The sequence below is a fragment of the Enterococcus sp. AZ194 genome, assembly GCF_051713825.1.
In the GTDB taxonomy this organism is placed as follows: Bacteria; Bacillota; Bacilli; order Lactobacillales; family Enterococcaceae; genus Enterococcus_K.
Genome location: NZ_JBIOQR010000001.1, coordinates 744832 through 771653 on the forward strand (window position 1 = coordinate 744832; position 26822 = coordinate 771653).

Consider the following 26822-nt stretch of genomic DNA (forward strand, 5'->3'; position numbering starts at 1 on the left):
ACCCCTTCTTCCATTTATTTGTTATACTTATGATAAAATGGAACGGTTATTAAAAACCATTTAGTTCCTAATCTCTACAAAAACTATCCTAAATGTCAAAAATAAATAGAAAAGAAACGTATAGGCATTCCTGAACGTTGGAGGTGAGTCAAGTTTTTTTCTTTTTTTACATACACTATTCAAACTTATTAAATCTTGTTTTTTCTTATTTAATTTTGAACAAAACAATCTTAAAGAGGCAAAAAAATCGGTTACTACTATTATTGATGGTTGTTCTTACTGGAATAATGCCTAGCCTTTATTCGTTTGTAAGCGAATTATTCTTCTTTTTCTTTCTGTTTTTACTAACTGTCTTAACTCAAAAAGAAAGAAATGTGTATTTATCAACAATTATTGTCTTAACTCCCTTTTTAATTTCACATATATTGGCTCTCGCTAACTCGAAATTTGTGGACTACTTATTGGATGCTCATTTGTCGATTCCTATTGCTTTAACGTTATCGGAAATTATTCTTTATCTGGCAATCTATATCATTAGCCTACTAGTTAAAAAATGGTTGATTCCACGGGTACAATTTAATAATAACGAGAAAAGTATCGCTATCTCTTTCGTAATTACATATGTCTTATGGCTAATTTACAAAATTTATGTTTTTTATTGGGGAGATGACCGATTGAATGTGCTAAGTATCGTCACTTTATTGGCTTTCTCCATATTAATTTATTTCTATATTCAATCAACTTTTACAAGTCAAAAGCTAACCTTAGAGGTGGAAAAACAAAAGTTGGAAGTTAAATACATGAATGAGTACGCTAAGGAAACGACTAATCAATACAATGAGTTAAGAAAATTTCGTCATGACTATGTGAATATTCTTTCTTCACTCGATTATTTTATTCAGTTAAATGATATGGAACAACTAGCAACCTATTACAAAGATACGATTCAGCCGACACAGGAATCGTTGGATATAGGGACCTTTTCTATTCAAGAGCTGATGAATATTCAATCTGATGAAGTCAAAAGTATCCTTGCTGTGAAGCTCTTATCTGCCAAACAAAATGAAATCTCTGTTCAGATTGAAGTACCCGATATTATTCCGAAAAAACTCCCTGTGGATTCTATTGTACTTATTCGCGTACTAGGAATCATCTTGGATAATAGCATAGAGGAAGTGCTGTACTTAGGTGAGGGAAAACTCGAGGTTGGCTTATTTGATAGAGGGGACGAATATTTATTTATTATCAAAAATTCTATAAGAGATACGATTCAACCATTACATATATTAGCTGTTAAAGGATATTCAACAAAAGGAGAGAACAGAGGATTAGGGCTCGCTAATCTGGCTGAATTAAGTCAAAGAGAAAAGAATTTGACGATTGAAACAGAAGTAACTGCTGAGGCCTTTATTCAAAAAATAATTCTATCAAAAGGAGTGGATTAAATGATTCCTATATTTATTTGTGAAGATGATCCTATTCAACGGGTACGTATAGAGGGGATTGTTAGAAACTATATTATGTTTGAAGAATATGATATGACACTCGCTCTATCGACCCATGATCCCTATGAAATTTTAGACTATATGGATAAACAGGAAGTGAATAAAGGTGTTTATTTCCTAGATATAGACCTTGAGCAATCAATGAACGGCATTCAATTGGGCGCTGAGATTAGAAAAAAGGATATTTATAGTCGAATTATTTTTGTGACCACACATAGTGAACTGATGCTTTTAACTTTTACCTATAAAGTTGAAGCGATGGACTATATCATCAAGGATCAACTAGAAAGCCTGCAACAACGGATTCATAATTGCCTGTTTCGAGTTTACGAATATTACCTATCAGAAACAATACAAGAAGAGGCGCGCATCAAGTTAAAAATTAACAATCAAGTTAGAATTTTTCCTTTAAAAGATGTCCTATTCTTTGAAACAATCGAAGCCTCGCACAAGGTACGTCTACATATGACAAATAGTCGAATCGATTTTTATAGTAGTTTGGGTGAGTTGGAAGAGTTATCTAGCTCGTTGGTTCGTATACATAAATCGTACCTTGTGAATAAGGAAAACATTGTGACAATTGATCGAAAAAATCGCGAAGTGGTGATGTCAAATGGAGAAACTTGTTTGGCCTCTGCTCGGAAATTCAGACTACTGAAATAAACGTTAAGGCATGGATTGGTGTCGTTTAGGAAATTTTTGATAGATTGGTCGATTTTTCTGTTATCCTTAACTTAATTCTTACGAGGAGGGGTTACATGAAAAAAATGTTAGTCTATTTGAGTATAGTAGTTACTGTCGCATCATGTGGGGGAAGTATAGTTCGTGCGGAAGAAAAAAGCAACGAACAGCCAATAGGAGTGACACCTGTGTCTATTACTGAGAGGTATTGGTTTGCTTCTAAACCTCCTAAAAAGCATAAAGGCCTTAGATTAATAAGAACACAAAAAGTCAAAAATGGTTATATGGGTTACTATATTTAAACAAAAAATAGACTGTTAGTCGGTTTATTGACCATACCTTGTGTCTTCTTTCTTATGCCAATATTTTTCCAAAAGTCTCTCCAATCGTTTATACATTTATCACAGGTAGTTTGATTATTTGTTTAATGAAGCTTTTACTCGGGGAAGACGCTTAGTCGAACTTATGAGGCAATAGTCAAAACGAAAGGTCATTGAGTAGATATAAGTTTAACAAAACTAGTATGGGAGATGAGAAATCATGAAAAATAAGAATTTTATTCCGGCAATTATTGGGTTAGTTATGATCTTTGTATTACAAATTCTTAGTCGCGGTTATTGGCTACTCATCAATGGTGGTGTGATAAACGGTATCGTAAGTGAATCTATTTTTTTTGAAACGAACATACTACTTATTCCAATCGGGTTTATCGTATATCCATTCGTTGTGTTATTTATAAAGTACATAAAAAAATTCATAAGGGAATAAAAGGAAATAAAGTGTGGGCAAGTATTTGTTGGCAAAAAAGAAAGAGGCGATAGTGTATGAGTAAAAAATTTTTGATGGCGGGGATTTTGGCAGGTACGTTACTTCTCGGAGTAGTAGTTGTCAATGCGCAGGAAGTTTCCGGATTGTTTCAGTCAAAGAAAAACAAATATGAGGATCTCCTTGAACAGACGCCTGTATTTACAGAGGCAGAATTAACGGATGGAGATGCGACGGTGGATGAGTTGAGAGAGCCTTATCAATTGACCGAAAAGGAGCTTGCTGAATTGTCTACAGAAGAATTAGCAGAGCTTGTATTGGCATATCCTTATTTAATGGATATCTACACATTTAATTCTTTACATGAGGGAATGCAGGCGGTTAGAGCGAGATATAACGGCTTAGAGGAGCTTCTTTCAAGAAAGGATTCCGCCGTAGTCTTAACTAAGCTTTATCAAGAGAAAACAACTAAACTCTCTGAAAAAACGACGGAGTTTGACTTTACTATTGAGTATCTGGAAGTCCTTTTAGCGCAAGAAGAATTCCAAACAAACCGAGCAGAAATCTCTAAAGTGGTGGCAGAAGCTTCTAATAAGAAGGAATTATCAGATGTTTACGTGGGAAGTATGGCGACATATGGGTCTGTGCTAGAAGAACAAGGTTTGGTCCAGTAACGCCAAGTCAAGAGTTTCGCGAGAGGATAAAGCTGGCTGAAAAAAACTATCTTTGATGAATAAAATGAATAGCAATAGAGCGGTAAAAAGGAAGCAAGCTCGCCTTACTGTGCTATTTCAATACCTAAAAATCATTTCTTCTACTATCAATTAGCGGAGATGATTTTTTTGTTACAATTTAATAACGGTTGGATTGTAGCATAAATTCCGTGGTAAAATGAGTCAATCACATCAAACTTTCAGATAATTCAAATTTTTGATTAATAAATAGAGAGATGGCTAAAAATGGGGGGAATGTGTTGTGGAGAGAGAAAGCTTTTTAAAAATTACACGTTTAATTGATGAAGTGGAAAAGGTTGTATTGGGAAAACGAAAGGTTGTGCAATTAACAATAGCGGCACTATTGGCAGGAGGGCATGTCTTGTTAGAGGATGTGCCTGGTGTCGGGAAAACAGTTATGGTGAAGGCGATTGCCAAGGCCGTTCACGGTGACTTTTCGAGGATTCAGTTTACGCCAGATTTATTACCGAGTGATATCCTAGGTGTTTCTGTTTTTGATAGTCGGACGAACCAATTTGATTTTCGAAAAGGGCCAATATTTACGTCGATCTTGTTAGCTGATGAGATTAATCGAACCTCGCCTAGAACGCAGGCAGCTTTGTTAGAAGCAATGTCTGAGGGAGCGGTAACCATAGATGGAGAAACGTACCCACTTTCTGATCATTTTTTTGTGATGGCCACTCAAAACCCGATTGATTATGAAGGGACGTATCCTTTACCTGAAGCGCAGTTAGACCGCTTTTTATTCAAACTAGCAATTGGTTATCCGACAGCCAAAGATGAGTTGCAGCTGATGAAAAATAACCCAAGGACAGCAGAAGCTATTAGACAAGTGATTGATTTCTCTGAATTAACTGAATTGAAACAACAAGTCGATGAAGTGTATATCGACGAAGTGGTTGCTGAATACGCATTGGATTTAGTTCATAAAAGTCGCACGCATGAAGGAATTGAGCTTGGGATTAGTCCGCGAGGGAGTATCGCGTTTGTCAGAGGCGCCAAGGCATATGCGCTGACAGAAGGACGGACTTTTGTGACACCGCGGGACTTACAAATGATTTTACCAGCTGTGTTTTCCCATCGCGTTCTTTTGAAATCATTAAGAGTGGCGAACAAGACGCTACCAGAAATTTTAGAGGAAATCATTGAGGAAGTTCCCGTGCCTGTGAGGAGTAAGTAATGCGAAAAAAAACGATGATTGGACGCTTGATTTTAGTTAGCCTCGCTTATATAATCCTTTTTTTCTATGCAATCACGTTTACCAATGATACTGGTTGGGCCGTGCTAGTGTTTGCTTCACTAGTTGCAGGAGTCGAGCTTCTCTCACTGATTAGTCCTTTACGTTTGCTCCAATTGAAGCTTTGCGTTCCACGAGTAGCCTCAGTCGGTGAGCGACTAACTTCTCAAATAACCGTCAAACGAAAAGGGCCGATTCCGCTCTTTTTTTCACATTTGATTCTTCAGGTACCAACAGAGAAAAAAAGACAAACCATCGATTCTTATTATGGGCAAAAAACGCAAGTTGAGCTATCTATGATTCCAACAGCTAGAGGCTGGCAAAAACAATTGTCAGTGGAACAGGTTAGTGGTGATTTGTTCGGTTGGTTTGAGAAAAAGAAGGTCAGTCAACTGGCTGTTGATTGCCTGGTTTTGCCAGCAATTCATCCATCAGCGGAATCTGTACTGACCAACATTTCTGGTCTAGTTTACAAGGAGCATTCAGGTGAACAGACGTATCTGCTGAGGAATTATCGTGCGTATCAGCAAGGAGATTCGCTTAAACAGATTGATTGGAAGCTCTCTAGTCGTAAACAAGAGCTGATTTTCAGAGAATATGAAAAGCTTGAACCAGTTAAGTGGACCTTTGTTTTTTATGGGGTAGAAAGTCAGTATTTTGAAGAAACCTTGAGTTTGTTTTATACAATTTTTATGGCCTACCGACAACATGTCGAATTTCTCTTAATAGGTGAAGAACTCAACGCCTCAAATCATGCTTCTCCAGAAAATTTTGCAGACATTCAACCGCTAGAAAAATTGGTTACGATACCTGAGAAGAAAAATAGGCGAATCTGTTTATTTGTTCCAGAAGTAACTGACGATTTGGCAGAAATGATTGATTCTAAATCTATGTCAGTGGTTGTCTATCGCCAGTTAATAAAAGAGTGGGAGGGAGTTCGTGAAACGCAGAAGTCAAAGTAAATTTATTCTAGCCTGCACAAGCTACCTTGCTTTTGTACTGGCCTTTCATCAGTTTTTTGTCATTTATACTATTGACAATCAACTAGCGAAGTACTTTGGTATTGGGTTGATAGCAGCAACTGCGTTATTATTTCCTTCCAAATTTGTTCGGTTCATTTTTTATGTGCTCAGTTTGTTTATTAACTTGCTTCTTCTTTTTCCCTTTCCTAAGGGAGGCTTCACTCGTTGGCTCGATTCATTTATCAGTCAATTAGACCAAGTGTATGAGCTGTTTCTTCATCGAGGAGTCGGTCATCAGTTTACAACAGTTGTGGTCGTTATTCTGATCGTGGTGTCTATTTTATTAATGGAGCTTTTAGTCGAATATGAGCAAGTAGTCATAAGTATTGGGATGATTGTTCTCTATCTGTTGATGCTAGCGATTCAAAATGAACAGGATTTTTCTGTGGCTATCATTCTTGTGATGGCTATCGGAATTTTTCAAAAATATTCTCTGACTCGAACGCAAAAATCAGAAAAGATTCGGTTGAAAAGTTTGGGGCAAATGGGTCTTTTATTAGGTGCACTGACAGTAGTGTCTATCTTCCTACCTAATGAAGTTTTTAAGAAACCAATTTTTGAACAAAGTACGGGCTACCGAAATTTTTTACAGGAAAAAGAATTCTATAACTACATTCAACAAAGCGGTCGTCAAATCACAATAAGAACAGGTTATAGCGAGAATAGTGAACAATTAGGTGGCCCGATTTTGGAGGATCATCAAGTCGTATTTGAAGCAACACAGAAAACCTCACTACCAAAAGCGCAAGCCTCAAACTATTATTGGCGAATCGATAGCAAAACCATTTATACGGGGCTAGGCTGGATAGATAGTGGAGATGCAGAGGCAGCTGCCACTGTTAAACCACTAGCTACCGAGATGGAAGTGGATGATTCGGAGTATGCTGGACAGGTAACGACTGAGGAGACGATTCGTTTGCATTTCGACCAGTCTGCAGCATATGTTCCCATCCCCTATGGCAAAACAACTCTGAGCATCGAAAAGGGTGGAGAGGGGTTTACTTACTATCCTGATACAAGACGCGTTGATACTATTAATTATTCAGAGCAACGAGTCATCAAAATGGACATACAAAGCTTGCGCTATACCAATGAGGAGCTTTCCTCGATTAAACCTTTAGAAGAGGTGCCTAGGTACTTGCAGCTACCAGAGGAGTTGCCTATACGTGTGCATGAGTTAGCGCAGAAAACAGTTGAAGGCAAACAAACGATGATCGACCAAGTGACTGCGATAGAATCTTTTTTGAAAAGCTCAGGAAATTATCGTTACTCGAAAATAGATGCTGTTTACACCAACAAAGGCAAGGATTATGTGGACCAATTTTTATTTGAATCAAAAGTTGGCTATTGTGATAATTTTTCAACATCAATGGTGATCTTGCTTCGAACATTAGGGATTCCTGCGCGTTGGGTAAAAGGCTTTGCCCCAGGTGAGGTGACTCAATCAGAGACAGACAAAGAGGCGGTTAAATACACCGTTCGTAACACAGATGCGCATTCATGGGTAGAGGTTTATTTTGATGGGTATGGTTGGTTACCTTTTGAGCCAACCCCATCCTTTACACAGCCCTTGCAAGAGCTCAGTCGAACCAATCAAACGTCTTCTACGACACAGCAGTCCGAAAATAGCTCGTCTGAAAGGACAACACCTGAGTCTACAAGTACAACTAGCAGTAAAGCGCAGTCGACGCCTTTGACAGATGAAACAAAACCAACCAATATAACGACTCATTCGATGAGACCATTATTGGTTGTGGGATTGATTATTTGTTTTGCGGTAGGGAGTTGTCTAGTGTATCGAGAACAAATTTTTTGGATGATGTGTCTGCGTGTAATGAGTTCAGCAGATCCTTTGAACACCGGCTATCTCTATCTTTTGAAAAAGTTAAATCGTCTAGTTCCACGTGCGGAGGGGCAAACATTACAAATCTATGCTCAGAAAGTTGAAGAACAGATTCCTCAGCTTAATCAGGCATTCTCCAAGCTGACAGTGGTGTATGAAACCTCTCTATATAGTACGCAAAAAGTTGCAGATCAAAGAAAATTATTAAAACAAATAGCAAAAGAACTCAGTCATTGGCGATTTCAACAGATAGGTACACGAGTAAAACAAATAACTCAGTTGCATAAGAAATGTGAGTGATAGGCACAATTAGGACGCGCTCATGGATACATCTAAAGTCAACTTGAAACAGCCGTCTAATCGACAAAATGGGCGGAACGGAAAATAAAAAAAGCCTCCTGTTTTTCGGCCTAAGCTTGTCTATTGAGCCGAAAATAGGAGGTTCTTGTTATCTATCTAGTTGAGGAGAAACCATTGATTTTTTTCCAAGATTGTATTTTTTCTTGAAAGAATGTGGCAACAATAGTAAGAGAAAATCATAAGGAAGTCCAAACAAAAAGAGTGCCACAGAACGACTAAGTGCGCGTTCTTTATAGAGCCAGTTTAAAAGAAAATGACAGGCGGTAAGCCCAAGCAGTAGGGCGGCAAATAGAAACCATTGCGTCTGTGCAAAAAAGAATTGACGAAGGAACATCGTGAGTAAGGGATAGAGGTAGAAAAAGCTCCCCACTAGATATACTCGCCATGTTTTGACCAACTCACCTATTTGAAGAATAAAAAATAGAAAAGAAATGGCCAATGCAATCGGCGGAAACAAGCCGACTAGAAAAGCATAGAGCGTCCCCAAGATAATCATGAAAGGACCTTTAATGATGGCACTGCAAGTAACAAAAACCAGAACAATTAATAACTGTTGAATAGGTGAAGCAACGACTAAACAAGCAAATAAAAACAAGGCTCCCCAATGCCAAATCGTATTCTGTTGTGCTTTGATTTTCTGGGAATTACTTGTTTCTCTTTTTCTTAAGCTGTATAGAGCCGAAAACTCTTTTTGCTTAGGTTTCATCTAATCGCACCTTTCATTCAAGTTATTTATTTGTATTCGTCTTCTAAAGAGTTGACTGATTATTTGTGATTTCATAATTGAAGTATACTTGGAAATGATTGATTTTCCCTCAGTCTCAAGGATGATTTATCTTTACGACTTAAAGGAAACGTTTTCTTTGTAATTTAGATGGAAATGGGCTGTTTCAACAGGTATACTAACATTTATAAACAGGGAAGGTTGGAATTTATGGAGAATAAATTAAAGAGAGAAATTAATTTATTTGGCGCATTGTCTACCGTGATGGGAACGGTGATTGGTGCGGGTGTGTTTTTTAAAACAGCAGCTGTAGTGGGACATACACAATCAGCGAGTTTGACCATATTTGCTTGGATCTTAGGCGGAATCCTAACGATTTGTGCAGGGTTAACAGTGGCGGAGTTAGCGACGGCTATCCCCGAAACAGGTGGGGCAGTAAAATATATTGAAGTGGCGTATGGTAAGTTACCTAGTTTTTTACTAGGCTGGGCGCAAGGCTTCATTTATTTTCCAGCCAATATTGCGGCATTATCGATTATTTTTGGCACACAATTTGTGAATTTATTTCATTTACCAACAAGTTTTTTATTACCGATTGGGATTCTATCGGCCGTCTCAATCACGGGCTTGAATTTATTAGGAACGAGAGTCGCTTCGACAGTTCAATCTTTGACTTTAGTCATCAAACTAATCCCCATTGCGATTATTGTTTTGATGGGATTAACAACGAGTGGCGAGGTTAACGTCTCGCTATTCCCGATTGAAGCAGGAAAGGGTGTCTCATTTTTTGAAGGATTAAGTGGGGCTTTGTTAGCGACATTATTTGCCTATGATGGTTGGCTTGGTGTTGGTGCGATGGCTGGAGAAATGAAACGTCCAGCCAAGGATTTGCCCAAAGCAATTATTTTAGGTCTAAGTTTTGTTACCTTAATCTATACGGTTGTCAATCTAGCCTTTCTCAAAAATTTACCTGTTGAAGCTATTTCAGGGAACTTAAATGCAGCCTCTGAAGCATCATCAGTGATTTTTGGTGCAAGCGGTGGAAAGCTTGTTACGTTGGGGATTTTGATTTCAGTTTATGGTGCGTTGAATGGGTATACTTTGACGGGGATTCGCGTGCCGTATGCGATGGCGTTAGCTGATGAACTCCCCTTTAGTAAGCAGTTTAGGAAAGTTTCAAAAAAATTCGTGGCACCTTACATAGCTGCCATCGTCCAATTAGTGATTGCGTTGGTGATGATGCAGCTGGGTACTTTTGATTTATTAACGGATATGTTGGTTTTTGTCATGTGGTTATTCAGCGTGTTAATTTTTTTAGCTGTCTTCATTTTGAGAAAACGAGAACCAGATATGGAGCGACCTTACAAAGTTCCCTTGTATCCATTAGTGCCGTTCGTGGCGATTGCCGGAGCTTTGTTTATTCTGATTGCTACATTAATCACTCAAACACTTTTAGCGCTAATCGGGATTGGTGTGACACTTTTGGGTGTGCCTGTGTATTATTACCGTAAAAAAACAAACTCTTAAATTTTGTATAATAGGGCTTTATAAATTCGCCTGACTCAAGTATAGTTATACTATTGTTGCAGAAAAAAGATGATAGCTAGAAAGTTTCAGTCAATCTGCAAACGAACAGTTCAATTAAGGAGAGTACCATGGAGAAACAGAAAACAGAAAGTGTCTTATCAAGATTTATTAAAGGCGTTGTTATTGCATTAGGCTTTATTTTACCCGGAGTTTCAGGCGGGGTTCTTGCAGCAATTTTAGGAATTTATGAACGAATGTTAAGCTTTATGGCACATTTAACGAGAAATTTTAAAGAAAATTTCCTCTTCTTTTTACCTGTTGGAATTGGTGGAATCGTCGGGATTGGTGTGTTATCAAAACCTCTAGAATGGTTATTGGCTAATTTTCAAATTGTCGTTTTATGGGGATTTGCAGGAGCGATTATTGGTACATTACCGGCTCTATTAAAGGAATCAACAAGTAAGAGAGAGCGTCGGCCAATCGATGCGATTTGGTTTGTGGGTACATTAGTAATTGGCTTTTGTTTCCTTTATTTTATGGACGATTTATTAGGCACGTTACCAGCAAACTTTTTCGGGTTTGTGATTGCGGGCGGTTTAATCGCATTAGGTGTCTTAGTTCCAGGTCTTAGCCCATCTAATCTATTGTTAGTCTTAGGCCTATATGATCCAATGTTAAAAGGCTTTAAATCCTTTGATATTATGGGCGTATTCTTACCGATTGCGATTGGTGGGATTATCGTGGTCTTAGGTTTCTCAAAAATAATGGAATGGTTGCTAGAACATTTCCATTCACAAGTGTACCATTTTATTATTGGAATCGTTGCAGCGTCAACGCTTCTAATTGTGATTCCTCCTGTGGCAGATTATTCTGGCTCAAACGTCGTCACATTAATCATGAGTATCATTTTGTTCCTATTAGGTGCTTGGTTGGGTTTATGGATGAGCAAATTAGAAGATAAGTATAAATAAAGTAATTAGACAATTTACGAGTATGCACAAAAAAAGAGTCTGTCTGAGAAACTGCTGAAAAGCGGCTCAGACGGACTCTTTTTTTGGAGGAGAAAATGGATTAGGTGGTTAGAATTTTGTGAGGATAAAGCTTTAGCTGTTTTATTTTCAAAAATTCTTGTGCGGCTATTGCAATACCACCGAATAAAGTCGCTTTTCCGTTTAGAACTGTATTACGAATAACAATATTTTTTGTGAAATGACTATTGAGATCATTAATAATCATTTCTACAATTTGTGGGATTTTTCGATACAGATAGCTATTTAAAATGATAATCTCTGGATCATTTTGCATGATGATATTGTTCAGTGTAATAGCAATATATTTCGCTGTTTGTTCGATTTCACGAATAGTTTCTGAGTCGTTTTCTGACCACAATTTTTGAATAACTGTTGCATCAACAAAATGATAGTTTTTAATTTTGGCAATTTTTTCATAAAGAGCAGAGTTTGAGGCATAACGTTCAGTACAGCCTGAATTCCCACAAGGACAATGGCGCCCTTGTGGGAAAAGGATTGTGTGGCCAATTTCTCCAGCGTGTCCGTTTTCACCAACCTCTAAGGCGCCATTTTTTACTATGCCAGCGCCAATCCCTTTATGAACACTCAAACTAACTAAATTATTATATTCAGAAGAAAAGGTATATTCGCCCAAGGCAGCTAAGTTGGCTTCATTATAGATGAAGAAAGGAATATTATATTGTTGACTAATCAAGCTATGAAGATTGTAGTCTGCTAGGTCATAGTAAGGTGTAAATTCGATGAGATTGTTATTTACAATCCCATGAATGGCGGCCGTAATTCCAACAATCCCATGCGTAGTTTCTGGTTGGTCTATAATAAACTGATCAATTATGTGACTCATTTCAACAATAATATTTCCAGAAGAAAGTGCATAATTGTCTTTTGAAATACTGTTTATGATGGTTCCATCGATATAAGCTAACATACCCTCAATGTAATTTGAAGCTATATCAAAGGCGATAACTAGTGCTGACTGCCCATTAAACCGCAACATAATTGGTTTACGTCCCCCTTGTGTTGAAGCATCTCCAACTCTGGCTTCTAATATTAGGTCGTCATCGAGAAGGGATTTAATGATAGATGAAACAGATGATTTGTTCATACTGGTTAACTCGGATAATGAAGCACGAGAGATTTCTTTGTTATGGATAATTGCGTTTAGGATACTACTTTCATTTTTTTCTCTTATTGAATGTTTTGTTGATATCATAACGTTCTCCTTTATTTTCTTTGTGATGCTTTCAAAAAAATAGAAAATAATTATTTGAAAGCGCTTGACAGTTTAAACTTAAACTTATATATTAGTTTTGTAAGTAAGTTTATCGTACAAATCAACCTAAATCAACCTAATATAAATAAAGAGGGGTTCAAAATGAAAATTATTAATCCAATACTGAAAGGTTTCAATGCTGATCCGTCGATAATCCGGGTTAAAGATACTTATTACATTGCAAATTCGACGTTCGAATGGTTTCCCGGAGTGCAGATTCATGAATCCAAGGATCTTGTACATTGGCAGTTAGTGAGTCATCCACTTAATCGTGTGGAGTTGTTGAATATGCGTGGTAACGTCGACTCTGGAGGAGTTTGGGCACCAGATTTATCTTATGCTGATGGGAAGTATTGGCTAGTTTATGCAGATGTCAAAGTAACAGAAGGGGCTTTTAAAGATTGTACAAATTATTTAACTACGGCAGATGATATCTGCGGACCATGGTCAGAGCCAATAAAATTAAACGGAGTTGGTTTTGATGCTTCTTTATTTCATGATGAGGATAAAAAGTATTTAGTACAAATGGAATGGGATCATCGAGAGTATCATCATCCATTTAACGGAATTAAATTAACGGAATATTCTGTAAAGGAAAAAAGATTACTACCAGAAACAGCACGTATTGTTTATAAAGGAACAGATGTGAAACTGACTGAAGGGCCACACATCTATAAAATTAATGATGAGTATTACTTATTTGCAGCAGAAGGTGGAACGATTTATGCACATCAAGAAGTGGTTGCTAGGTCGAAGGAATTATTCGGTCCTTATTTAACTCAGGATGAGACATTTTTGACGGCTTTTTTTGATGGGGACAATGCATTACAAAAATGTGGACATGGATCACTGGTAGATACGCCTGATGGAGAATGGTATTTTGCTCACCTAACAGGTAGACCTTGGAATCATAAAACTGAATCTTCACATGCCCCAAGAGGTTGGTGTACGTTAGGGCGTGAAACGGCTATTCAAAAAGTTCAGTGGGATGAAAACGGGTGGCCACATATTGTTGGAGGACGGCAAGGTTCTTTAATCGTTGAGGCACCTAGAAATGTTTATGCCCAAGCCTATCCACCTGTACAAGAAGTTAAAGATGATTTTGATGAAACTAAGTTAAATATCAATTTTAATACATTAAGAATTCCATTTACGAGAAGGTTAGGTTCATTGACTGATCGTCCAGGATATCTTCGCTTATTTGGACGCGATTCTCTCACGAGCACGAACGAAGTATCATTAGTGGCTCGAAGATGGCAAGCATTTAATTTTGAAGCGGAAACTAAAGTCGATTATCGTCCATATACGTATCAGCAAATGGCAGGATTGACAAATTATTATAATTCGAAACACTGGTCAATGATTCACCTGACTTGGCACGAAGAGCTAGGTCGAGTTATTGAAGTAGTTGAAAACAATCGCGGGCGATTTACAAGCTATTTGAAAAATCGTGTGATTGCCGTACCAGAATCCCTTGAATCTGTCTATTTCAAAACGACAGTTCATACAGATTCTTATACGTACTCTTATTCCTTTGATGGAAACAGTTGGAATGAATTACCGTTTACGTTTGATGCGGCAGTTTTGTCAGATGACTACGTTTTGCAGACTTCAGGGGGATTCTTCACAGGTGCATTCGTAGGAGTAGTAAATATTGACTACTCTGGCTATGAACTACCTGCTGACTTTGATTATTTTCGATATGAAGAAAAAGGAGAAGAGTATGAAAATAGATAGAGATGCGTGTTGGTTAAAAAAGAAAGTTGATATGTTCGAACTAAAAACATATACCTTGAAAGCTGAAGGGCCTATTGCTTCGACTATTCGAGAGGAAATGCCGCGACTTTTTGAAGGAATCAAAGAAGTCAATAATACGGGGGCTATAAATATAGAACTGGTAGACGATGTAGAGCTAGGTGCAGAGGGGTTTCAAATAATTAAAGGCAGTCAAATGAAGATCCAGGCAACTACAACAAAGGGATTATTATACGGCATCTTTAAATTATATGAGTTATTACAATTAAATAAGCCGATAGAAAGACCAATCCGTTCAATCCCTGATCAGTCCTTTCGAATGATAAACCATTGGGATAATATGGACGGATCCATTGAAAGAGGATATGCAGGAAAATCTATTTTTTATAATGATAATCTCTTTCGGAAAGATTATAACATAGTCAGACAATATGCACGCCTGTTAGCTTCTGTAGGAATTAATGCACTAAGTATTAACAATGTGAATGTTCATGCTATTGAGACACGCTTGATTTTGGAAGAAAGCCTACCTGAAGTAAAAATGTTAAATGATATCTTTGCTTCTTATGGAATTAAAACATTCCTTTCTATTAATTTTGCTTCGCCAAAAAAGATAGGTGGATTAAAGACTGCTGACCCATTAGATGAAGAGGTAGTGAATTTTTGGAAGGATATTATCGCTAAATTATATCGAGTAATTCCTGACTTTGGTGGTTTTGTTGTAAAAGCAGACTCTGAAGGTGAGCCTGGTCCATTTAAATATGGTAGAGGGCATGATGATGGAGCAAATATGTTTGGACGTATCTTAAAAAAATATGGTGGTTTATGTATATGGCGTTGTTTTGTTTACGACTGTATTCAAGACTGGAGAAATAGAAAAATTGATCGTGCGCGAGCAGCCTATGACAATTTCTTGCCACTAGATGGTAAGTTTGATGATAATGTTATTTTGCAAATCAAGCTAGGGCCGCTGGATTTCCAAGTTAGAGAACCATTATCTCCACTATTTGGTGCTTTGAGAAAGACGAATCACATTATTGAGTTTCAATTAACCCAAGAATATACTGGACAGCAAAAAGCAATTTATTATCAAGTTCCAGTGTGGAAAGAGGTTTTAGATTTTGATACAAAATATGACTATAACCCAAGTATCGTCAAAAAATTATTAAAAAATAATTCTCCTGTTAAGGAACATTCTGGGATATGTGCTGTTGGTGTAGTAGGTATGGATAATAATTGGACCCATCATAAGCTGATGCAAAGTAATCTATATGCGTACGGTCAGTTAGCTTGGGACAATCAACTGTCCAGTGAAGAGATTGCTTCTAATTGGACAACACTAACTTTTTCAGTTTCTAAAGAAGCACATGAGAAAATCACAGAGATATTAACAAGTTCAAGAGAAACTTATGCATTGTACAATGCACCAAATGGAGTGGGGTTTATGTGTAAGCCCAATCATCATTATGGACCCGATATTGATGGCTATGAGTATGACCGTTGGGGAACCTATCATTTTGCTGATCGAGAGGGTATTGGAAATAATCGAACGGTTCAAGGCACCAAATTTGTTACTCAATATTCAGCAGCAAGATGCGATGAATATAATAATTTAAAAACATGTCCAGATGAATTTTTACTTTGGTTCCATCATGTGAACTATGATTATGTATTACAAAATAAAAAAACATTGATACAAGATATCTATGATAATCACTTTCTAGGAGTTGAGCGAGTAAAAAATTATCAAGAAACTTGGGAGAGCCTAGAGGGTGTATTGGATGAAGAATCTTATAGGAATGTCAAAGGATTATTACAGGAACAATATAGGGTTGCAGTGGAATGGCGTGATCAAATTAATACTTATTTTTATCGTAAATCTGGCATACCTGATCAACAAGGGCGAAAAATTTATTCTTAAGGAGTAGGAAATGGAATGGACAGAGATTTGGAGTGATAACCAACAAGATTATCGCTCTTGGCCATCCAAAATCTGGAATGACCATCAGCAAATAAGAATAGCGCTAAATCATACGAGTGAGAGTATACGCATTAAGTTTTCCAATAAATATGGTATAGAGCCGATTATCTTCTCAAGTGTGACTGTGTGTTGTGATTCAAAACCTCAACCAGTTTTGGTATCTGTTTTAGGAGAAAGAGATATTACTATTCTTCCAGGAACAGAATTACTTAGCGAACCTATCGAATATCACATACAGCCCAAAGAGGTACTTCAAATTGATACCTTTTTAGCAGCACCAGTTGCGCTAACTGGGGGAATTGTTCACTACTCCACAGCTTGCACTCAAGTAAAAAATAAAGTGGATCAGAAATTTGAAGAGCAGGTTAATCTGTTTCGAATGGTTTCAGAGAATCATAAGATGCAGTATATATATGGTATTTCAGGAGTATACGTTCCAAAGAAGCTAGAAACAAATAAAATAGTTTTTTTCGGAGACTCACTTATTCAACAAGGCTACATAGTTGATCAAGTGAAACAACTTTTTCTTGAGAAATCAATTCGAAACACAGCAGTAATCAATCGTGGTATTGGAGGAAGTCGGATTCTTTCAGGAACAGATAGTAATTTCGACCCATATAATCGACACGGTCTTCCTGGATTATACAGATTTGAAAAGGAAGTGTTTTCTGAAGGCGAAGTTGATGCTGTGATTATTCTTCATGGGATTAATGATATTCTAACTGCCAAAAATGATTCTGGAAAGTCTGTGTTTTCAACAATCAATGTTATTAAGGGTTTAAAACAGTACGCAGAAATCGCACATTCTCACGGAGTAAGATGTTTTGTTGGAACGCTAATGCCATTTAGAAAATCAATATTTTTTTCTGAGGAATTAGAAGGTTATAGACAAGAAATCAATCATTGGATAAGAAACAACTCCAGTTTTGATAGATATTTTGATTTCGATCGAGCAGTGTGCTTGGATGAAGATCCTTCTCAACTATCAGCAATTTATGATTCAGGAGACGGGTTACATTTGAATGATAGAGGTGGCCGGAAAGTGGCAGAGACAATTGAATTGCAACTGATACTAAAAGAAAAAAATTGAAATCCGAGTGTGCTATTAGAAGGGGGAAAACTAGATGAGAAATGAAAAAATGGGGTACTTATATATACTACCCTGGATTATCGGCTTTTGCTTATTAACGATTTGGCCGTTTGTGAGTTCATTGTATTACAGTGTTACGGATTATAACATGATTGCAGAGCCAACAATTATTGGGCTTAAAAATTATATGGCGTTGTTTAAAGACCAAGAGTTTATTAACTCATTAATTGCTACATTAAAATACACAGTCATCACTGTGCCTGTTCAACTAGCTTTTGCACTATTTATCGCTTTTATTTTGAACTTTAAACTAAAGGCAATCAATTTGTATAGAACGGCTTATTATATTCCTTCTTTATTAGGGGGGAATGTGGCAATTGCTATATTGTGGCGTTTTATGTTCCAACCTGATGGCTTTATTAATACCTTTATGGAAACTCTAGGCTTATCGCCAGTTTCATGGTTGTCAACTCCTGGAGGGGCAATGATCGTAATCGTATTACTAAAGGTTTGGCAATTCGGGTCTTCTATGCTACTGTTTTTAGCTGCATTAAAAGAAATACCTCAAGATTTATATGAAGCTGCTTCTATGGATGGGGCATCGAAGTTTAGAACGTTCTTCACTATTACGATTCCGTTAATTACGCCTACGATTTTCTTTAATTTAATTATGCAGTTAAACAATGCCTTACAAGAATTCAACGGTCCATATCTGGTAACTGGGAAAGGCCCTCTAAACTCGACGTATCTAACATCTATGTTTATTTATGACAAAGCATTTAAATCATTTGAGATGGGCTACGCCAGCGCTGCTTCTTGGGTATTGTTTGCGATTATTGTAGCAGTAACATTAGTGATTTTTGGCTCACAGAAACGTTGGGTTTATTATTCTGATGGAGGTGGAAAATAATGGAAGTAAAGGCATCTTATAACACGCGACAAAAAAATGAAAAAAGAAAGAGACAACTCTCATCTGCACTCCGTTATTTGATACTAACTATTGTGGCGATTGTTATGATTTACCCAATCCTATGGTTAGTAGGAGCTTCATTTAAGACAAACACTGAAATATTCACAGAGATCGGTTTTATTCCAAAACGTATTGATTTTACCCCCTATATTGAAGGCTGGAATACGCGTACCGAATATACATTTACTACTTATTTTATGAATACTTTTCAAATAGTTGTTCCAAAAATTATATTTTGTTTGATTTCTTCCACATTAACAGCCTATGGATTTGCTAGATTTAACTTTAAGTTCAAAAATGTATTGTTTGCCTTATTGATGGCGACCATGTTTTTACCGGCTGTTGTTACGAGAATTCCATTATATATTTTCTGGAAGCAATTTAATATGTTGGACACATACATTCCATTGATTGCACCAACTGTATTCGCGCAAGAACCATTCTTTGTCTTTATGTTAATCCAATTTTTACGTTCTATTCCTAGAGACTTAGACGAGGCAGCAACAATGGATGGTTGTAATTCATTTCAAATTCTTTGGAGAATCCTGTTGCCACAGCTAAAACCTGCATTAATTTCTTGTATCATTTTCCAATTTGTTTGGAGCTTTAATGACTTCTTAGGGCCATTGATTTATGTTTCATCAGTAGATAAATACCCCGTTGCGTTGGCTTTGAAGATGAGTATTGATACCTCTTCAGGGGTAGTTGCTTGGAATCAGATATTAGCTATGTCTTTAATTTCATTATTACCGGCATTAATTCTATTTTTTAGCGCTCAAAAATACTTTGTTGAAGGAGTCACATCTTCTGGTATAAAAGGATAAGTCAGAAAGAGGGGGAAATCATGAAACACGTTATAGAGAATGTGAGTAAATGGACTGTAGGTGGGATTACGTCATTTTACCAGATATTTGTGGTAAGTACCTATTTCATTTTGTCTAATTTATTAGGATTGGTGGTCTTATTTTTCTTTCAACCAACGATAAATAATCTTGTATTTTTTATTCTGCCAATTTTCTTAATGATGCAAAGTATCATGATGCAATTTCATATTCTTCCGCAATTAGATGAGTACTCAATTAGACGATTTTGTAAAGAATACCTGAAGATTCTGAAGGCGCATTTTCATATGTTATTAAGTGCCACAGCAGCAATATTACTGATAATTCTTGATGTAAGTATTCTAATACACAAGGATGCATCGAGCTTTTTCTTACTCGCTGTCTTGATTACATCCGCATTTTTGATTAATGGTTTACTATACATCTTTTTGATTGAAGCAAGGGCAGAAGCCAAACGACTACCAGTATCAAAAAAATTAATATCTGGTTTGATGCTGAGTTATCGTCTACCATATATAACATTTATTAATATGATTTATATTGGTATCTCATTGGTTTCAATTCGATTTATGGCAGTATTTTACATCATATTTATAGGTGGATTCTTGAATCTACTTATATGGAAAAATCTTCAAAAAAGATTTTCCTTAGATTTATATTTTGAGCAAATCTTCACTCAAAATAAACTATAACAAGAAAAGGAGTATTTGATTATGAAAAATTGGAAAAAGATGGGTATTTCAGTAATGGTAGCGTTGACAATGATAGCAGGTTTATCGGCATGTGGGTCAGGAAAGAAAGAAAGTGCTTCAAAAGATGGTGAGGTAACTTTACGTTTTTGGTGGTGGGGAAATGATGATCGTCACCAAGCGACATTAAATATGATTAAGGACTTTGAAAAAGAAAATCCAAAAACTAAGATTAAGGCAGAATATGTTGGATTTGGTTCGTTAGAAGAGAAGGTTACAACCATGTTGACAGGTGGAGAGTCTACAACGCCTGATATTATTCAATTGGATCGTGGTCAAGTTGCTCGCTTTTCTCCTAATGGCGATGGTTTTTATGACCTTAGTAAGATTAAAGAAATCGATTTATCAAGTTATGATCCTGACTTCTTAAAAACAGGGCAATTTAATGGCGTTCAAAATGGGATTCCTCTAGGAAAAAATGTGGTATCTGTACTATTTAATAAAACAGCTTTTGAAAAGGTTGGGGCTGAGATTCCTAAATCTTGGGATGAATTAAAAGAGGCTGCAAAGAAATTTCCAGAAGGATCATTTCCTTTAGTCTTGCCAACACCACGTTTTGGAACGGGAATTTATTTACAGCAAATGACTGGAAAAACAGAATTTGATGAAAAAGGCAACATGAATTATACAAAAGAAGAGTATAAAGAAGCTTTGAAGTGGTATATGGAAATGGTTGAAGCTGGAGCATTCAATACACGTCAAGATTACTTAGAAAATGTGGGTACTGAACCCGTGTCTTTAGCACAAAATCCAAAATTTATTAGTGGTGAGTATGCTGGTGTCTTAGAATGGACGGGTGGTATTGCAGGAAATGAACAAGCATTAAAAGAGGCAAAACAAGAATTAATCGTTGCTGATATGCTGAAAAATGATGGCGCAAAAGGGGCTAATTCAATTGCAAAGCCGTCATTCTTATTAGCTGTAAGTAAATTTGAAAAGAATCCTGAGCAAGCAGGCAAATTTATCAACGATTTTATCAATGGAAAAAAAGCAAATGAAACTCTGGGTGTTACTCGTGGTGTACCAGCTTCCAAAGTAGCGGCTCAAACGTTAATCGATGCAGGGCTTGTAGAAGGAGCAATCAAGGAAGGTTATGACTATTCTCAAACAGTTGAAGCTTTAAATGAAACGGTTTTTTATGAGGATGCTACACTACAGACCATTTTATCTGATGCGCTAGAAAATATGCAATTAAAGGATCTGTCTTTAGATGACGCAACAGACTATGTGTTTACTAAAACTCAAGAACAAGTTGAAAAATTAAAATCGACTTATAAATTAAATTAATCAATGATAATCTAATGGACTCTTCTCAGTGTTGCTAAGAGGAGACTGACTAAATTCCCTGACACAAAGATCTATGCCAGGGAGTTTTTTGTGATGAATTACTAAAGAAATAAGGATAAAAAAACAAGATATGTGAATAGTTGTAGCGAACTACTAAACTGAATGGATAAATGCCATAGTGAATGAAAGTAGAGGAAAGTATATGAAACAACTTTTTTTGGATAATTGGCGCTTTATAGAGAAACCATTGACTGCAAAGTTTAATTTAGAAAATGCTATTTCTTCAGAAGAAAAATTTTTGGCTGTCGAAATGCCTCATGATTGGTTGATTAGTGATGTCAATAATTTGTATCGTACAAGCGAAGGCTGGTATCTCAAGTATTTTGAACTGAAAGACATAGATACGCATGATTTTTATTTGGAATTCGATGGGATTTATATGGATGCTGAAATATATCTGAATGGCCATCAGATTGCGAGATGGACATATGGATATACGCCCTTATTTCTTCCTATACCACAAGTAAATGAGGGAACCAATCAATTGTTTGTCAGAGTGAAGCACCAGTTCCCTAATTCTAGATGGTATTCAGGGGCAGGAATCTATCGAAATGTTTGGCTTCATCGAGAGAATAAAGTGCACATACATCCAAACGAAGACTACTTACATCACGAGAAGATTATAGGGCTGGACACTGACTGGGCTTTAACTATTCAGCATCTATTGGTAAATCATACAGAGATACCTAAGTCAGGTGTTTTAGAGATTTGTCTAAAAAATATGAATAACGAGTTGTATAGGAAACGCATAAACGTAAATGTTCAGCCAGGAGAAGATAGGTGGGAAAAAACAATAAGCATTAATAAACCTTATGTCTGGTCTCCAGATGCTCCTCATTTATATGAATTAATCACTCTGTTTAAAACAGATGAAACCGAACAAATGATTCAGCATCAAATTGGCTTTAGAGAGATTGTTGTCTGTAGCAATGAGGGACTATTTTTGAATGGAGAACATATAAAAATTCAAGGAGTTTGTCAACATCATGATTTAGGTGCACTAGGTGCGGCTACAAATAAAGCAGCTATAGAGAGACAGTTGGGAATTCTGAAAAGAATGGGTGTTAATGCTATTAGAACAGCACATAATCCATTTTCAAAAGAATTTTATCAATTGGCAGATCAAATGGGATTTTTGGTACAGTCAGAATTTGTTGATATTTGGAAGCATCCTAAAAACGTAAATGATTATAGTCGCTTTTTTAGTGACTGGTATGCACGAGATATCGCTGCATGGATTAAGAGAGACCGAAATCATTGTTGTGTGTTTATGTGGAGCATTGGAAATGAAATTTATGACACGCATGGACGAGAAGATGGGGTTGAAACGACAAAACAATTAATTCAACAGGTAAAGAAGTTTGATCCGATGCATAATGCTTTGATAAGTTTTGGTTCAAATTATTTGCCTTGGGGGAGCACACAAAAGGCAGCTGATTTATTGGATGCGGTAGGATACAATTATGCTGAAAATATTTATGCAAGTCATCATGAAAAATATCCGGACTGGATTATTTATGGAAGCGAGACAGCCTCGGTTGCACAGAGTCGTGATGTTTATCATTTTCCGTTAAAGCTTAGTACATTAGCGGATGATGATTTTCAATGTTCTGCGTTAGGAAATAGTCGAACAAGCTGGGGCGCAGAAAGCATTGAAGCGTGTATTTTATTCGATCGGGATACTCCCTACTCATTGGGTCAATTTGTTTGGTCAGGGTTTGATTATATCGGAGAACCCACACCCTACAATACTAAAAGTTCCTATTTGGGACAAATTGATACTGCTGGATTTCCCAAGGATGCATATTACACCTTTCAAGCAGCATGGACTGATTACAAAAAAGTGCCAATGGTTCATCTTTTCCCATACTGGGACTTTACTGAAGGGCAGGTAATAGATGTTCGTGTTTGTAGTAATGCTCCTCAAATAGAATTATTCTTTAATAATCAATCATTAGGAAAAGTTGAAAATGATCCTAAACATGGTGAAAGGCTATTACATGATTGGGAGATTAACTATTATCCAGGGGAATTGAAGGCTGTGGCCTATGATGAAAAAGGAAAAGTTATCGCAGTTGATAAACAATGTTCCTTTAGTGAAATGACCAAAATTCAATTGAAACCTGATAAACATCAACTTCTAGCCAATGGTGTCGATATTTGTTTTATAGAGGTAACTGGGATTGATGAAAAAGGAAATGAAGTGAAAAATGCAAACAATGACATTTCAGTTGAAGTTAAAGGTCCCGGCCGATTGTTAGGTATGGATAATGGTGATAGCACTGATTTTTCACAATATAAAACATCTCAGAAACGATTGTTTAACGGGAAATTATTGTTAATGATTGGGGGATACGATCAATCAGGAACCATTGAAGTGATTTGTCGTAGTCAGGGAATATCGGAAAGTAGCATTAAATTGGAAAGTCAAGACGCTTTGATAGAAATTGGTAGCAATCGCTGCTTTGATGAAATACCTTATGTGGGCATCTCTCCAAACATATCTGTTCGGAAAATAGTTCTCAGCTCTGAAGTTAAAAAAGATGGAGAAATCGTTGTTTCTGCTCAATACTTACCTAGTAATGCGACTACATGCGATTTAGTCTGGCGTATGACGGATGAAAGAGGGATAGATACCGATATTATCAGTTGGAAAATTGAAGGAAATCGAGCCATAATCAAACCCATAGCTAATGGAGAGATTATTGTTCGTTGTGGTGTCAAAAATGGAAAAAAACATTTGGATTTATATGCTTCATTACCTCTCGCTTTTACAGGTTTAAAAGATAGCAAGATAAATCCATATAAACCAATATCAGGTGGAAGATATAGTCGTAGCAACGTGATATTAACAAATGGAAATGAGCGTGGTGTTGCAACACTTAGAGATGGTGAAAGCTGGGTTACTTTTGATGAAATCGATTTTGGTAAGAAAGGGACTGATAATTTAACTCTCTCTCTATTTTCTTTAGAAAGTGATCCCTTTGTAATAGAAATTTATAAGGGATATCCAAGTGATTGGGATAGTAAAGTTATTGATAAAGTAACTTATACCAAAGGGTCAATCTGGAATACGTACCAAGAGCAATCTTATCAGTTACCTGAAATTTTAACAGGAGTGCAGACGATAACTTTTATATTTAAGCAAAAAGTTCATTTAAAAGAGTTCACATTCAAACAAATGGACCCTAGCTTTATGAAGAACTATGCAATCGCTAATGATGAGATTTATGGCGATAGCTTTATTATTACCAAAGATGAAATCCGTGAAATAGGAAATAATGTGACTATTACTTTTAATGAGTTCGATTTTGGTGAAAAAGGGGCTAAAGGTATAGAAATATTTGGAAACACTTTAAAGAAAAGTAACTCTATTCAATTAAAGATTAGCACGAGTTTATCAGAAGAAAGATATTTAATAGATGTAAAGAGAAGTGAAGAGTCTAAGATAGAAACATATGTATTTCCAAAGCCGATTAAAGGGAAGTGTACAATTGAATTTATCTTTTTACCAGGTTCAAATTTTAATTTTGAGTGGTTTAAATTTATCTCTGATTAAATGATGGAGGCGAATTTTAAAATGAACTTAGCCACTTCATAAAATAAAAAAACGTCATTGCCCAATTTCATGTATTATTGAAGTTCCTATACAATCAATAAAGGATGAAATGACAATGACGCAAACTGAGAATACCACATTTTTACGCAAAGGCAAACACCTTGATTATGAAGAACGAAATAAAATTGAAGCCTGGAAACAATTAGATGAACCACTTTCGAATCGAGCAATCGCGAAACTACTGGTTCGTGCTCCTCAAACCATTCATAGCGAAGTAAAAGACGGTACGGTTCGCCAAATCAGGCGCCAAGTCCAAAACGGTAAAACCTACGAATATGAATCGTTTGTTTATTCCGCAGATGCTGGCCAAGCCGCTTACGAAGCCGCACGTGCGAATTCCCGTAAACAACCGAAGTGGGTCGCTTCACCGAATTTCATGGCGTATGCCGATCATCAGATGAAGAAAGAAAAGCAATCACCAGATGTCGTTGTTGGTCGTGCAAAGAAACTAGAACTGTTTCCTAATGAAACGATCCCTTGTACCACAACCCTATACAACTATATCGATTTCGGTTTGATGGAAACGAAGAACATTGATCTCCATCTCAAAGTTCGACGGAAGACCAATAAGCCAAAAAGCAGACGAAACAAAAAGATTCTCGGTGATTTAATTGAAAAACGTCCAGATATTGTCGATACACGTGAGCGCTTCGGCGATTGGGAAATCGATACAGTGAACGGACTGCGCATTGGCAAAGACCAAGCATTGCTTACATTAACCGAGCGTAAAACACGCTACGAAGTGATTATCAAAATCGATGGAAAAGCAGCTGATCCAGTTAATCGTGCACTGACCGCTTTAAAAGAAGCAGCGGGCAATGATTTCGAAGTACTTTTCAAAACGATTACTTCAGATAATGGTACTGAATTCACTGGTCTATCCACACTTCTCAAAGATATTACAGAAGTTTATTTCACCCATCCCTATTCTTCATGGGAACGAGGGACCAACGAAAATCACAATGGGATGATTCGCCGTTTCATACCTAAAGGAACACGCATGGAAGACGTAGCGTTGACCACCATTCGTCGTGTACAGGATTGGATGAATAATTTGCCGAGAAGAATATTGGGTTACGCCACTCCGCGTGAGTGTCTATTGAACGAACTATCGGAGCTATCTTTAGCTACTAGATAACCAACAAAAACTAAATAACCAATGAATTTCAATAAGTGGCTAACTTGAACTTGAAATTTGGGATTAAATGATGGAACTAAATTCAGTAGAAAAATACAAAATACAGGTTTAATGTGTAGGCGATGAATTATTATATAGCTGTTTCAACTTTCGAATGGGTTCATGGAGTTCAAATTCATCACTCCAAAAATCTGATTCATTGGCATCTAGTTGGCCGCCCACTAAATCGAGTATCTCAATTATAGGTTGGGAAATCCGGATTCAGGAGGTATTTGAGCTCTGTGTCTCTCTTATTCAGAGAGGCATTTTTTTGGTGATTTTTCAGATGTATAGGTAGTAGAGGGAGATGTCTCCAAAGATGTAGGCAATTATTTAGTTACTTGTGAAACGATTGATGATGAGTGGACAGACCCTATATTTATGAACTAAGCTTGTAACCCATCTTTATTCCAGGATAACGATGGAATAAAACATTTTTTCAAATATGGTATGGGATTTTAGGCCTACCAATCATCTGTTTTTATGGAATCTCTTCCAAGAATATTCTCATAAAGAAAAGAAGCGCATTGGTGGAAGTAAAATAATTCTTAAAGGGATCGAATTAGGGCTAAGTGAAGCGCCTCACTTTT

General features: G+C 36.7%; 22 protein-coding genes. 20 read left to right on the plus strand and 2 right to left on the minus strand.

The window, feature by feature from the left end:
• Positions 1-143 precede the first annotated feature (143 nt).
• The 8 genes from IGI37_RS03565 to IGI37_RS03600 all read left to right on the plus strand — a co-directional run bounded on the left by IGI37_RS03565 (position 144) and on the right by IGI37_RS03600 (position 8087).
• A complete protein-coding gene (locus IGI37_RS03565; protein ID WP_438760046.1) occupies positions 144-1445 on the plus strand; it encodes a sensor histidine kinase in 1302 nt (433 codons plus the stop codon).
• Positions 1446-2168, plus strand: a complete 723-nt coding sequence (locus IGI37_RS03570; protein WP_438760047.1) for a LytR/AlgR family response regulator transcription factor — start codon at positions 1446-1448, stop codon at positions 2166-2168.
• Positions 2169-2263: 95 nt separating this feature from the next.
• Positions 2264-2488, plus strand: a complete 225-nt coding sequence (locus IGI37_RS03575; RefSeq protein WP_438760048.1) for a lipoprotein — start codon at positions 2264-2266, stop codon at positions 2486-2488.
• Between the two features lie 238 nt (positions 2489-2726).
• Entirely contained in the window at positions 2727-2954 is a 228-nt protein-coding gene (locus IGI37_RS03580) for a hypothetical protein (RefSeq protein WP_438760049.1), read from the plus strand.
• A 56-nt stretch (positions 2955-3010) separates the two neighbouring features.
• Entirely contained in the window at positions 3011-3625 is a 615-nt protein-coding gene (locus IGI37_RS03585; RefSeq protein WP_438760050.1) for a hypothetical protein, read from the plus strand.
• A 301-nt stretch (positions 3626-3926) separates the two neighbouring features.
• Positions 3927-4865 carry an AAA family ATPase gene (locus tag IGI37_RS03590; protein WP_438760051.1) on the plus strand — a complete coding sequence of 313 codons (939 nt, stop codon included), beginning with the start codon at positions 3927-3929 and terminating at the stop codon, positions 4863-4865.
• Positions 4865-5884 (plus strand): DUF58 domain-containing protein, encoded by a 1020-nt coding sequence (locus IGI37_RS03595; RefSeq protein WP_438760052.1) that lies wholly within the window; start codon positions 4865-4867, stop codon positions 5882-5884. Before IGI37_RS03590 ends, IGI37_RS03595 begins: the two co-directional genes overlap by 1 nt.
• Positions 5862-8087, plus strand: a complete 2226-nt coding sequence (locus tag IGI37_RS03600) for a DUF4129 domain-containing transglutaminase family protein (RefSeq protein ID WP_438760053.1) — start codon at positions 5862-5864, stop codon at positions 8085-8087. The genes IGI37_RS03595 and IGI37_RS03600 overlap by 23 nt, the downstream gene beginning before the upstream one ends.
• A 148-nt stretch (positions 8088-8235) precedes the next feature.
• Here IGI37_RS03600 and IGI37_RS03605 read toward each other — a convergent pair whose 3' ends face one another.
• Positions 8236-8853 carry a hypothetical protein gene (locus tag IGI37_RS03605; RefSeq protein ID WP_438760054.1) on the minus strand — a complete coding sequence of 206 codons (618 nt, stop codon included), beginning with the start codon at positions 8851-8853 and terminating at the stop codon, positions 8236-8238.
• 228 nt (positions 8854-9081) lie between these two features.
• On the opposite strand from IGI37_RS03605, the gene IGI37_RS03610 reads away from it, so the two are divergent.
• Both IGI37_RS03610 and IGI37_RS03615 read left to right on the plus strand, forming a co-directional pair.
• Complete coding sequence (locus IGI37_RS03610; protein WP_438760055.1) at positions 9082-10398, plus strand: APC family permease; 1317 nt, start codon at positions 9082-9084, stop codon at positions 10396-10398.
• A 128-nt stretch (positions 10399-10526) separates the two neighbouring features.
• The gene (locus IGI37_RS03615) at positions 10527-11369 is read left to right on the plus strand and encodes a DUF368 domain-containing protein (RefSeq protein WP_438760056.1); all 843 of its coding nucleotides are present in this window, start codon (positions 10527-10529) and stop codon (positions 11367-11369) included.
• Positions 11370-11469: 100 nt separating this feature from the next.
• On the opposite strand, the gene IGI37_RS03620 is transcribed toward IGI37_RS03615, so the two are convergent.
• Positions 11470-12642 (minus strand): ROK family protein, encoded by a 1173-nt coding sequence (locus IGI37_RS03620; RefSeq protein WP_438760057.1) that lies wholly within the window; start codon positions 12640-12642, stop codon positions 11470-11472.
• Positions 12643-12804: 162 nt separating this feature from the next.
• Here IGI37_RS03620 and IGI37_RS03625 point away from each other — a divergent pair, with 162 nt between their 5' ends.
• The 10 genes from IGI37_RS03625 (at position 12805) to IGI37_RS03670 (ending at position 26438) form a co-directional block, all read left to right on the plus strand.
• Positions 12805-14439, plus strand: coding sequence for a glycoside hydrolase family 43 protein (locus IGI37_RS03625; protein ID WP_438760058.1), 1635 nt, complete (start codon positions 12805-12807; stop codon positions 14437-14439).
• The gene (locus IGI37_RS03630; RefSeq protein ID WP_438760059.1) at positions 14426-16378 is read left to right on the plus strand and encodes an alpha-glucuronidase; all 1953 of its coding nucleotides are present in this window, start codon (positions 14426-14428) and stop codon (positions 16376-16378) included. The genes IGI37_RS03625 and IGI37_RS03630 overlap by 14 nt, the downstream gene beginning before the upstream one ends.
• A 10-nt stretch (positions 16379-16388) precedes the next feature.
• The gene (locus IGI37_RS03635) at positions 16389-17528 is read left to right on the plus strand and encodes a GDSL-type esterase/lipase family protein (RefSeq protein ID WP_438760060.1); all 1140 of its coding nucleotides are present in this window, start codon (positions 16389-16391) and stop codon (positions 17526-17528) included.
• 34 nt (positions 17529-17562) lie between these two features.
• On the plus strand, positions 17563-18438 hold the full coding sequence (locus tag IGI37_RS03640) for a carbohydrate ABC transporter permease (RefSeq protein ID WP_438760062.1): 876 nt from the start codon (positions 17563-17565) through the stop codon (positions 18436-18438).
• Entirely contained in the window at positions 18438-19322 is an 885-nt protein-coding gene (locus IGI37_RS03645; protein ID WP_438760063.1) for a carbohydrate ABC transporter permease, read from the plus strand. The genes IGI37_RS03640 and IGI37_RS03645 overlap by 1 nt, the downstream gene beginning before the upstream one ends.
• A gap of 20 nt (positions 19323-19342) precedes the next feature.
• On the plus strand, positions 19343-20032 hold the full coding sequence (locus IGI37_RS03650; RefSeq protein WP_438760064.1) for a hypothetical protein: 690 nt from the start codon (positions 19343-19345) through the stop codon (positions 20030-20032).
• A 21-nt stretch (positions 20033-20053) separates the two neighbouring features.
• Positions 20054-21376: an ABC transporter substrate-binding protein gene (locus IGI37_RS03655; protein ID WP_438760065.1), complete on the plus strand. Its 1323-nt coding sequence runs from the start codon at positions 20054-20056 to the stop codon at positions 21374-21376.
• Between the two features lie 202 nt (positions 21377-21578).
• Positions 21579-24995: a glycoside hydrolase family 2 TIM barrel-domain containing protein gene (locus IGI37_RS03660; protein ID WP_438760066.1), complete on the plus strand. Its 3417-nt coding sequence runs from the start codon at positions 21579-21581 to the stop codon at positions 24993-24995.
• A 115-nt stretch (positions 24996-25110) separates the two neighbouring features.
• A complete protein-coding gene (locus IGI37_RS03665; RefSeq protein ID WP_438760067.1) occupies positions 25111-26193 on the plus strand; it encodes an IS30 family transposase in 1083 nt (360 codons plus the stop codon).
• A gap of 122 nt (positions 26194-26315) precedes the next feature.
• On the plus strand, positions 26316-26438 hold the full coding sequence (locus tag IGI37_RS03670; protein ID WP_438760068.1) for a family 43 glycosylhydrolase: 123 nt from the start codon (positions 26316-26318) through the stop codon (positions 26436-26438).
• Positions 26439-26822 lie beyond the last annotated feature (384 nt).

Excerpts from the sequence above, each read along its gene's own strand:
- IGI37_RS03570 (WP_438760047.1), top strand. The coding sequence starts at position 1,446 with ATGATTCCTATATTTATTTGTGAAGATGATCCTATTCAACGGGTACGT.
- IGI37_RS03625 (WP_438760058.1), top strand. The coding sequence starts at position 12,805 with ATGAAAATTATTAATCCAATACTGAAAGGTTTCAATGCTGATCCGTCG.
- IGI37_RS03620 (WP_438760057.1), bottom strand. The coding sequence starts at position 12,642 with ATGATATCAACAAAACATTCAATAAGAGAAAAAAATGAAAGTAGTATC.
- IGI37_RS03640 (WP_438760062.1), top strand. The coding sequence starts at position 17,563 with ATGAGAAATGAAAAAATGGGGTACTTATATATACTACCCTGGATTATC.
- IGI37_RS03585 (WP_438760050.1), top strand. The coding sequence starts at position 3,011 with ATGAGTAAAAAATTTTTGATGGCGGGGATTTTGGCAGGTACGTTACTT.
- IGI37_RS03575 (WP_438760048.1), top strand. The coding sequence starts at position 2,264 with ATGAAAAAAATGTTAGTCTATTTGAGTATAGTAGTTACTGTCGCATCA.
- IGI37_RS03655 (WP_438760065.1), top strand. The coding sequence starts at position 20,054 with ATGAAAAATTGGAAAAAGATGGGTATTTCAGTAATGGTAGCGTTGACA.
- IGI37_RS03635 (WP_438760060.1), top strand. The coding sequence starts at position 16,389 with ATGGAATGGACAGAGATTTGGAGTGATAACCAACAAGATTATCGCTCT.
- IGI37_RS03605 (WP_438760054.1), bottom strand. The coding sequence starts at position 8,853 with ATGAAACCTAAGCAAAAAGAGTTTTCGGCTCTATACAGCTTAAGAAAA.
- IGI37_RS03630 (WP_438760059.1), top strand. The coding sequence starts at position 14,426 with ATGAAAATAGATAGAGATGCGTGTTGGTTAAAAAAGAAAGTTGATATG.
- IGI37_RS03615 (WP_438760056.1), top strand. The coding sequence starts at position 10,527 with ATGGAGAAACAGAAAACAGAAAGTGTCTTATCAAGATTTATTAAAGGC.
- IGI37_RS03650 (WP_438760064.1), top strand. The coding sequence starts at position 19,343 with ATGAAACACGTTATAGAGAATGTGAGTAAATGGACTGTAGGTGGGATT.
- IGI37_RS03670 (WP_438760068.1), top strand. The coding sequence starts at position 26,316 with ATGAATTATTATATAGCTGTTTCAACTTTCGAATGGGTTCATGGAGTT.
- IGI37_RS03595 (WP_438760052.1), top strand. The coding sequence starts at position 4,865 with ATGCGAAAAAAAACGATGATTGGACGCTTGATTTTAGTTAGCCTCGCT.
- IGI37_RS03610 (WP_438760055.1), top strand. The coding sequence starts at position 9,082 with ATGGAGAATAAATTAAAGAGAGAAATTAATTTATTTGGCGCATTGTCT.
- IGI37_RS03660 (WP_438760066.1), top strand. The coding sequence starts at position 21,579 with ATGAAACAACTTTTTTTGGATAATTGGCGCTTTATAGAGAAACCATTG.
- IGI37_RS03580 (WP_438760049.1), top strand. The coding sequence starts at position 2,727 with ATGAAAAATAAGAATTTTATTCCGGCAATTATTGGGTTAGTTATGATC.
- IGI37_RS03645 (WP_438760063.1), top strand. The coding sequence starts at position 18,438 with ATGGAAGTAAAGGCATCTTATAACACGCGACAAAAAAATGAAAAAAGA.
- IGI37_RS03665 (WP_438760067.1), top strand. The coding sequence starts at position 25,111 with ATGACGCAAACTGAGAATACCACATTTTTACGCAAAGGCAAACACCTT.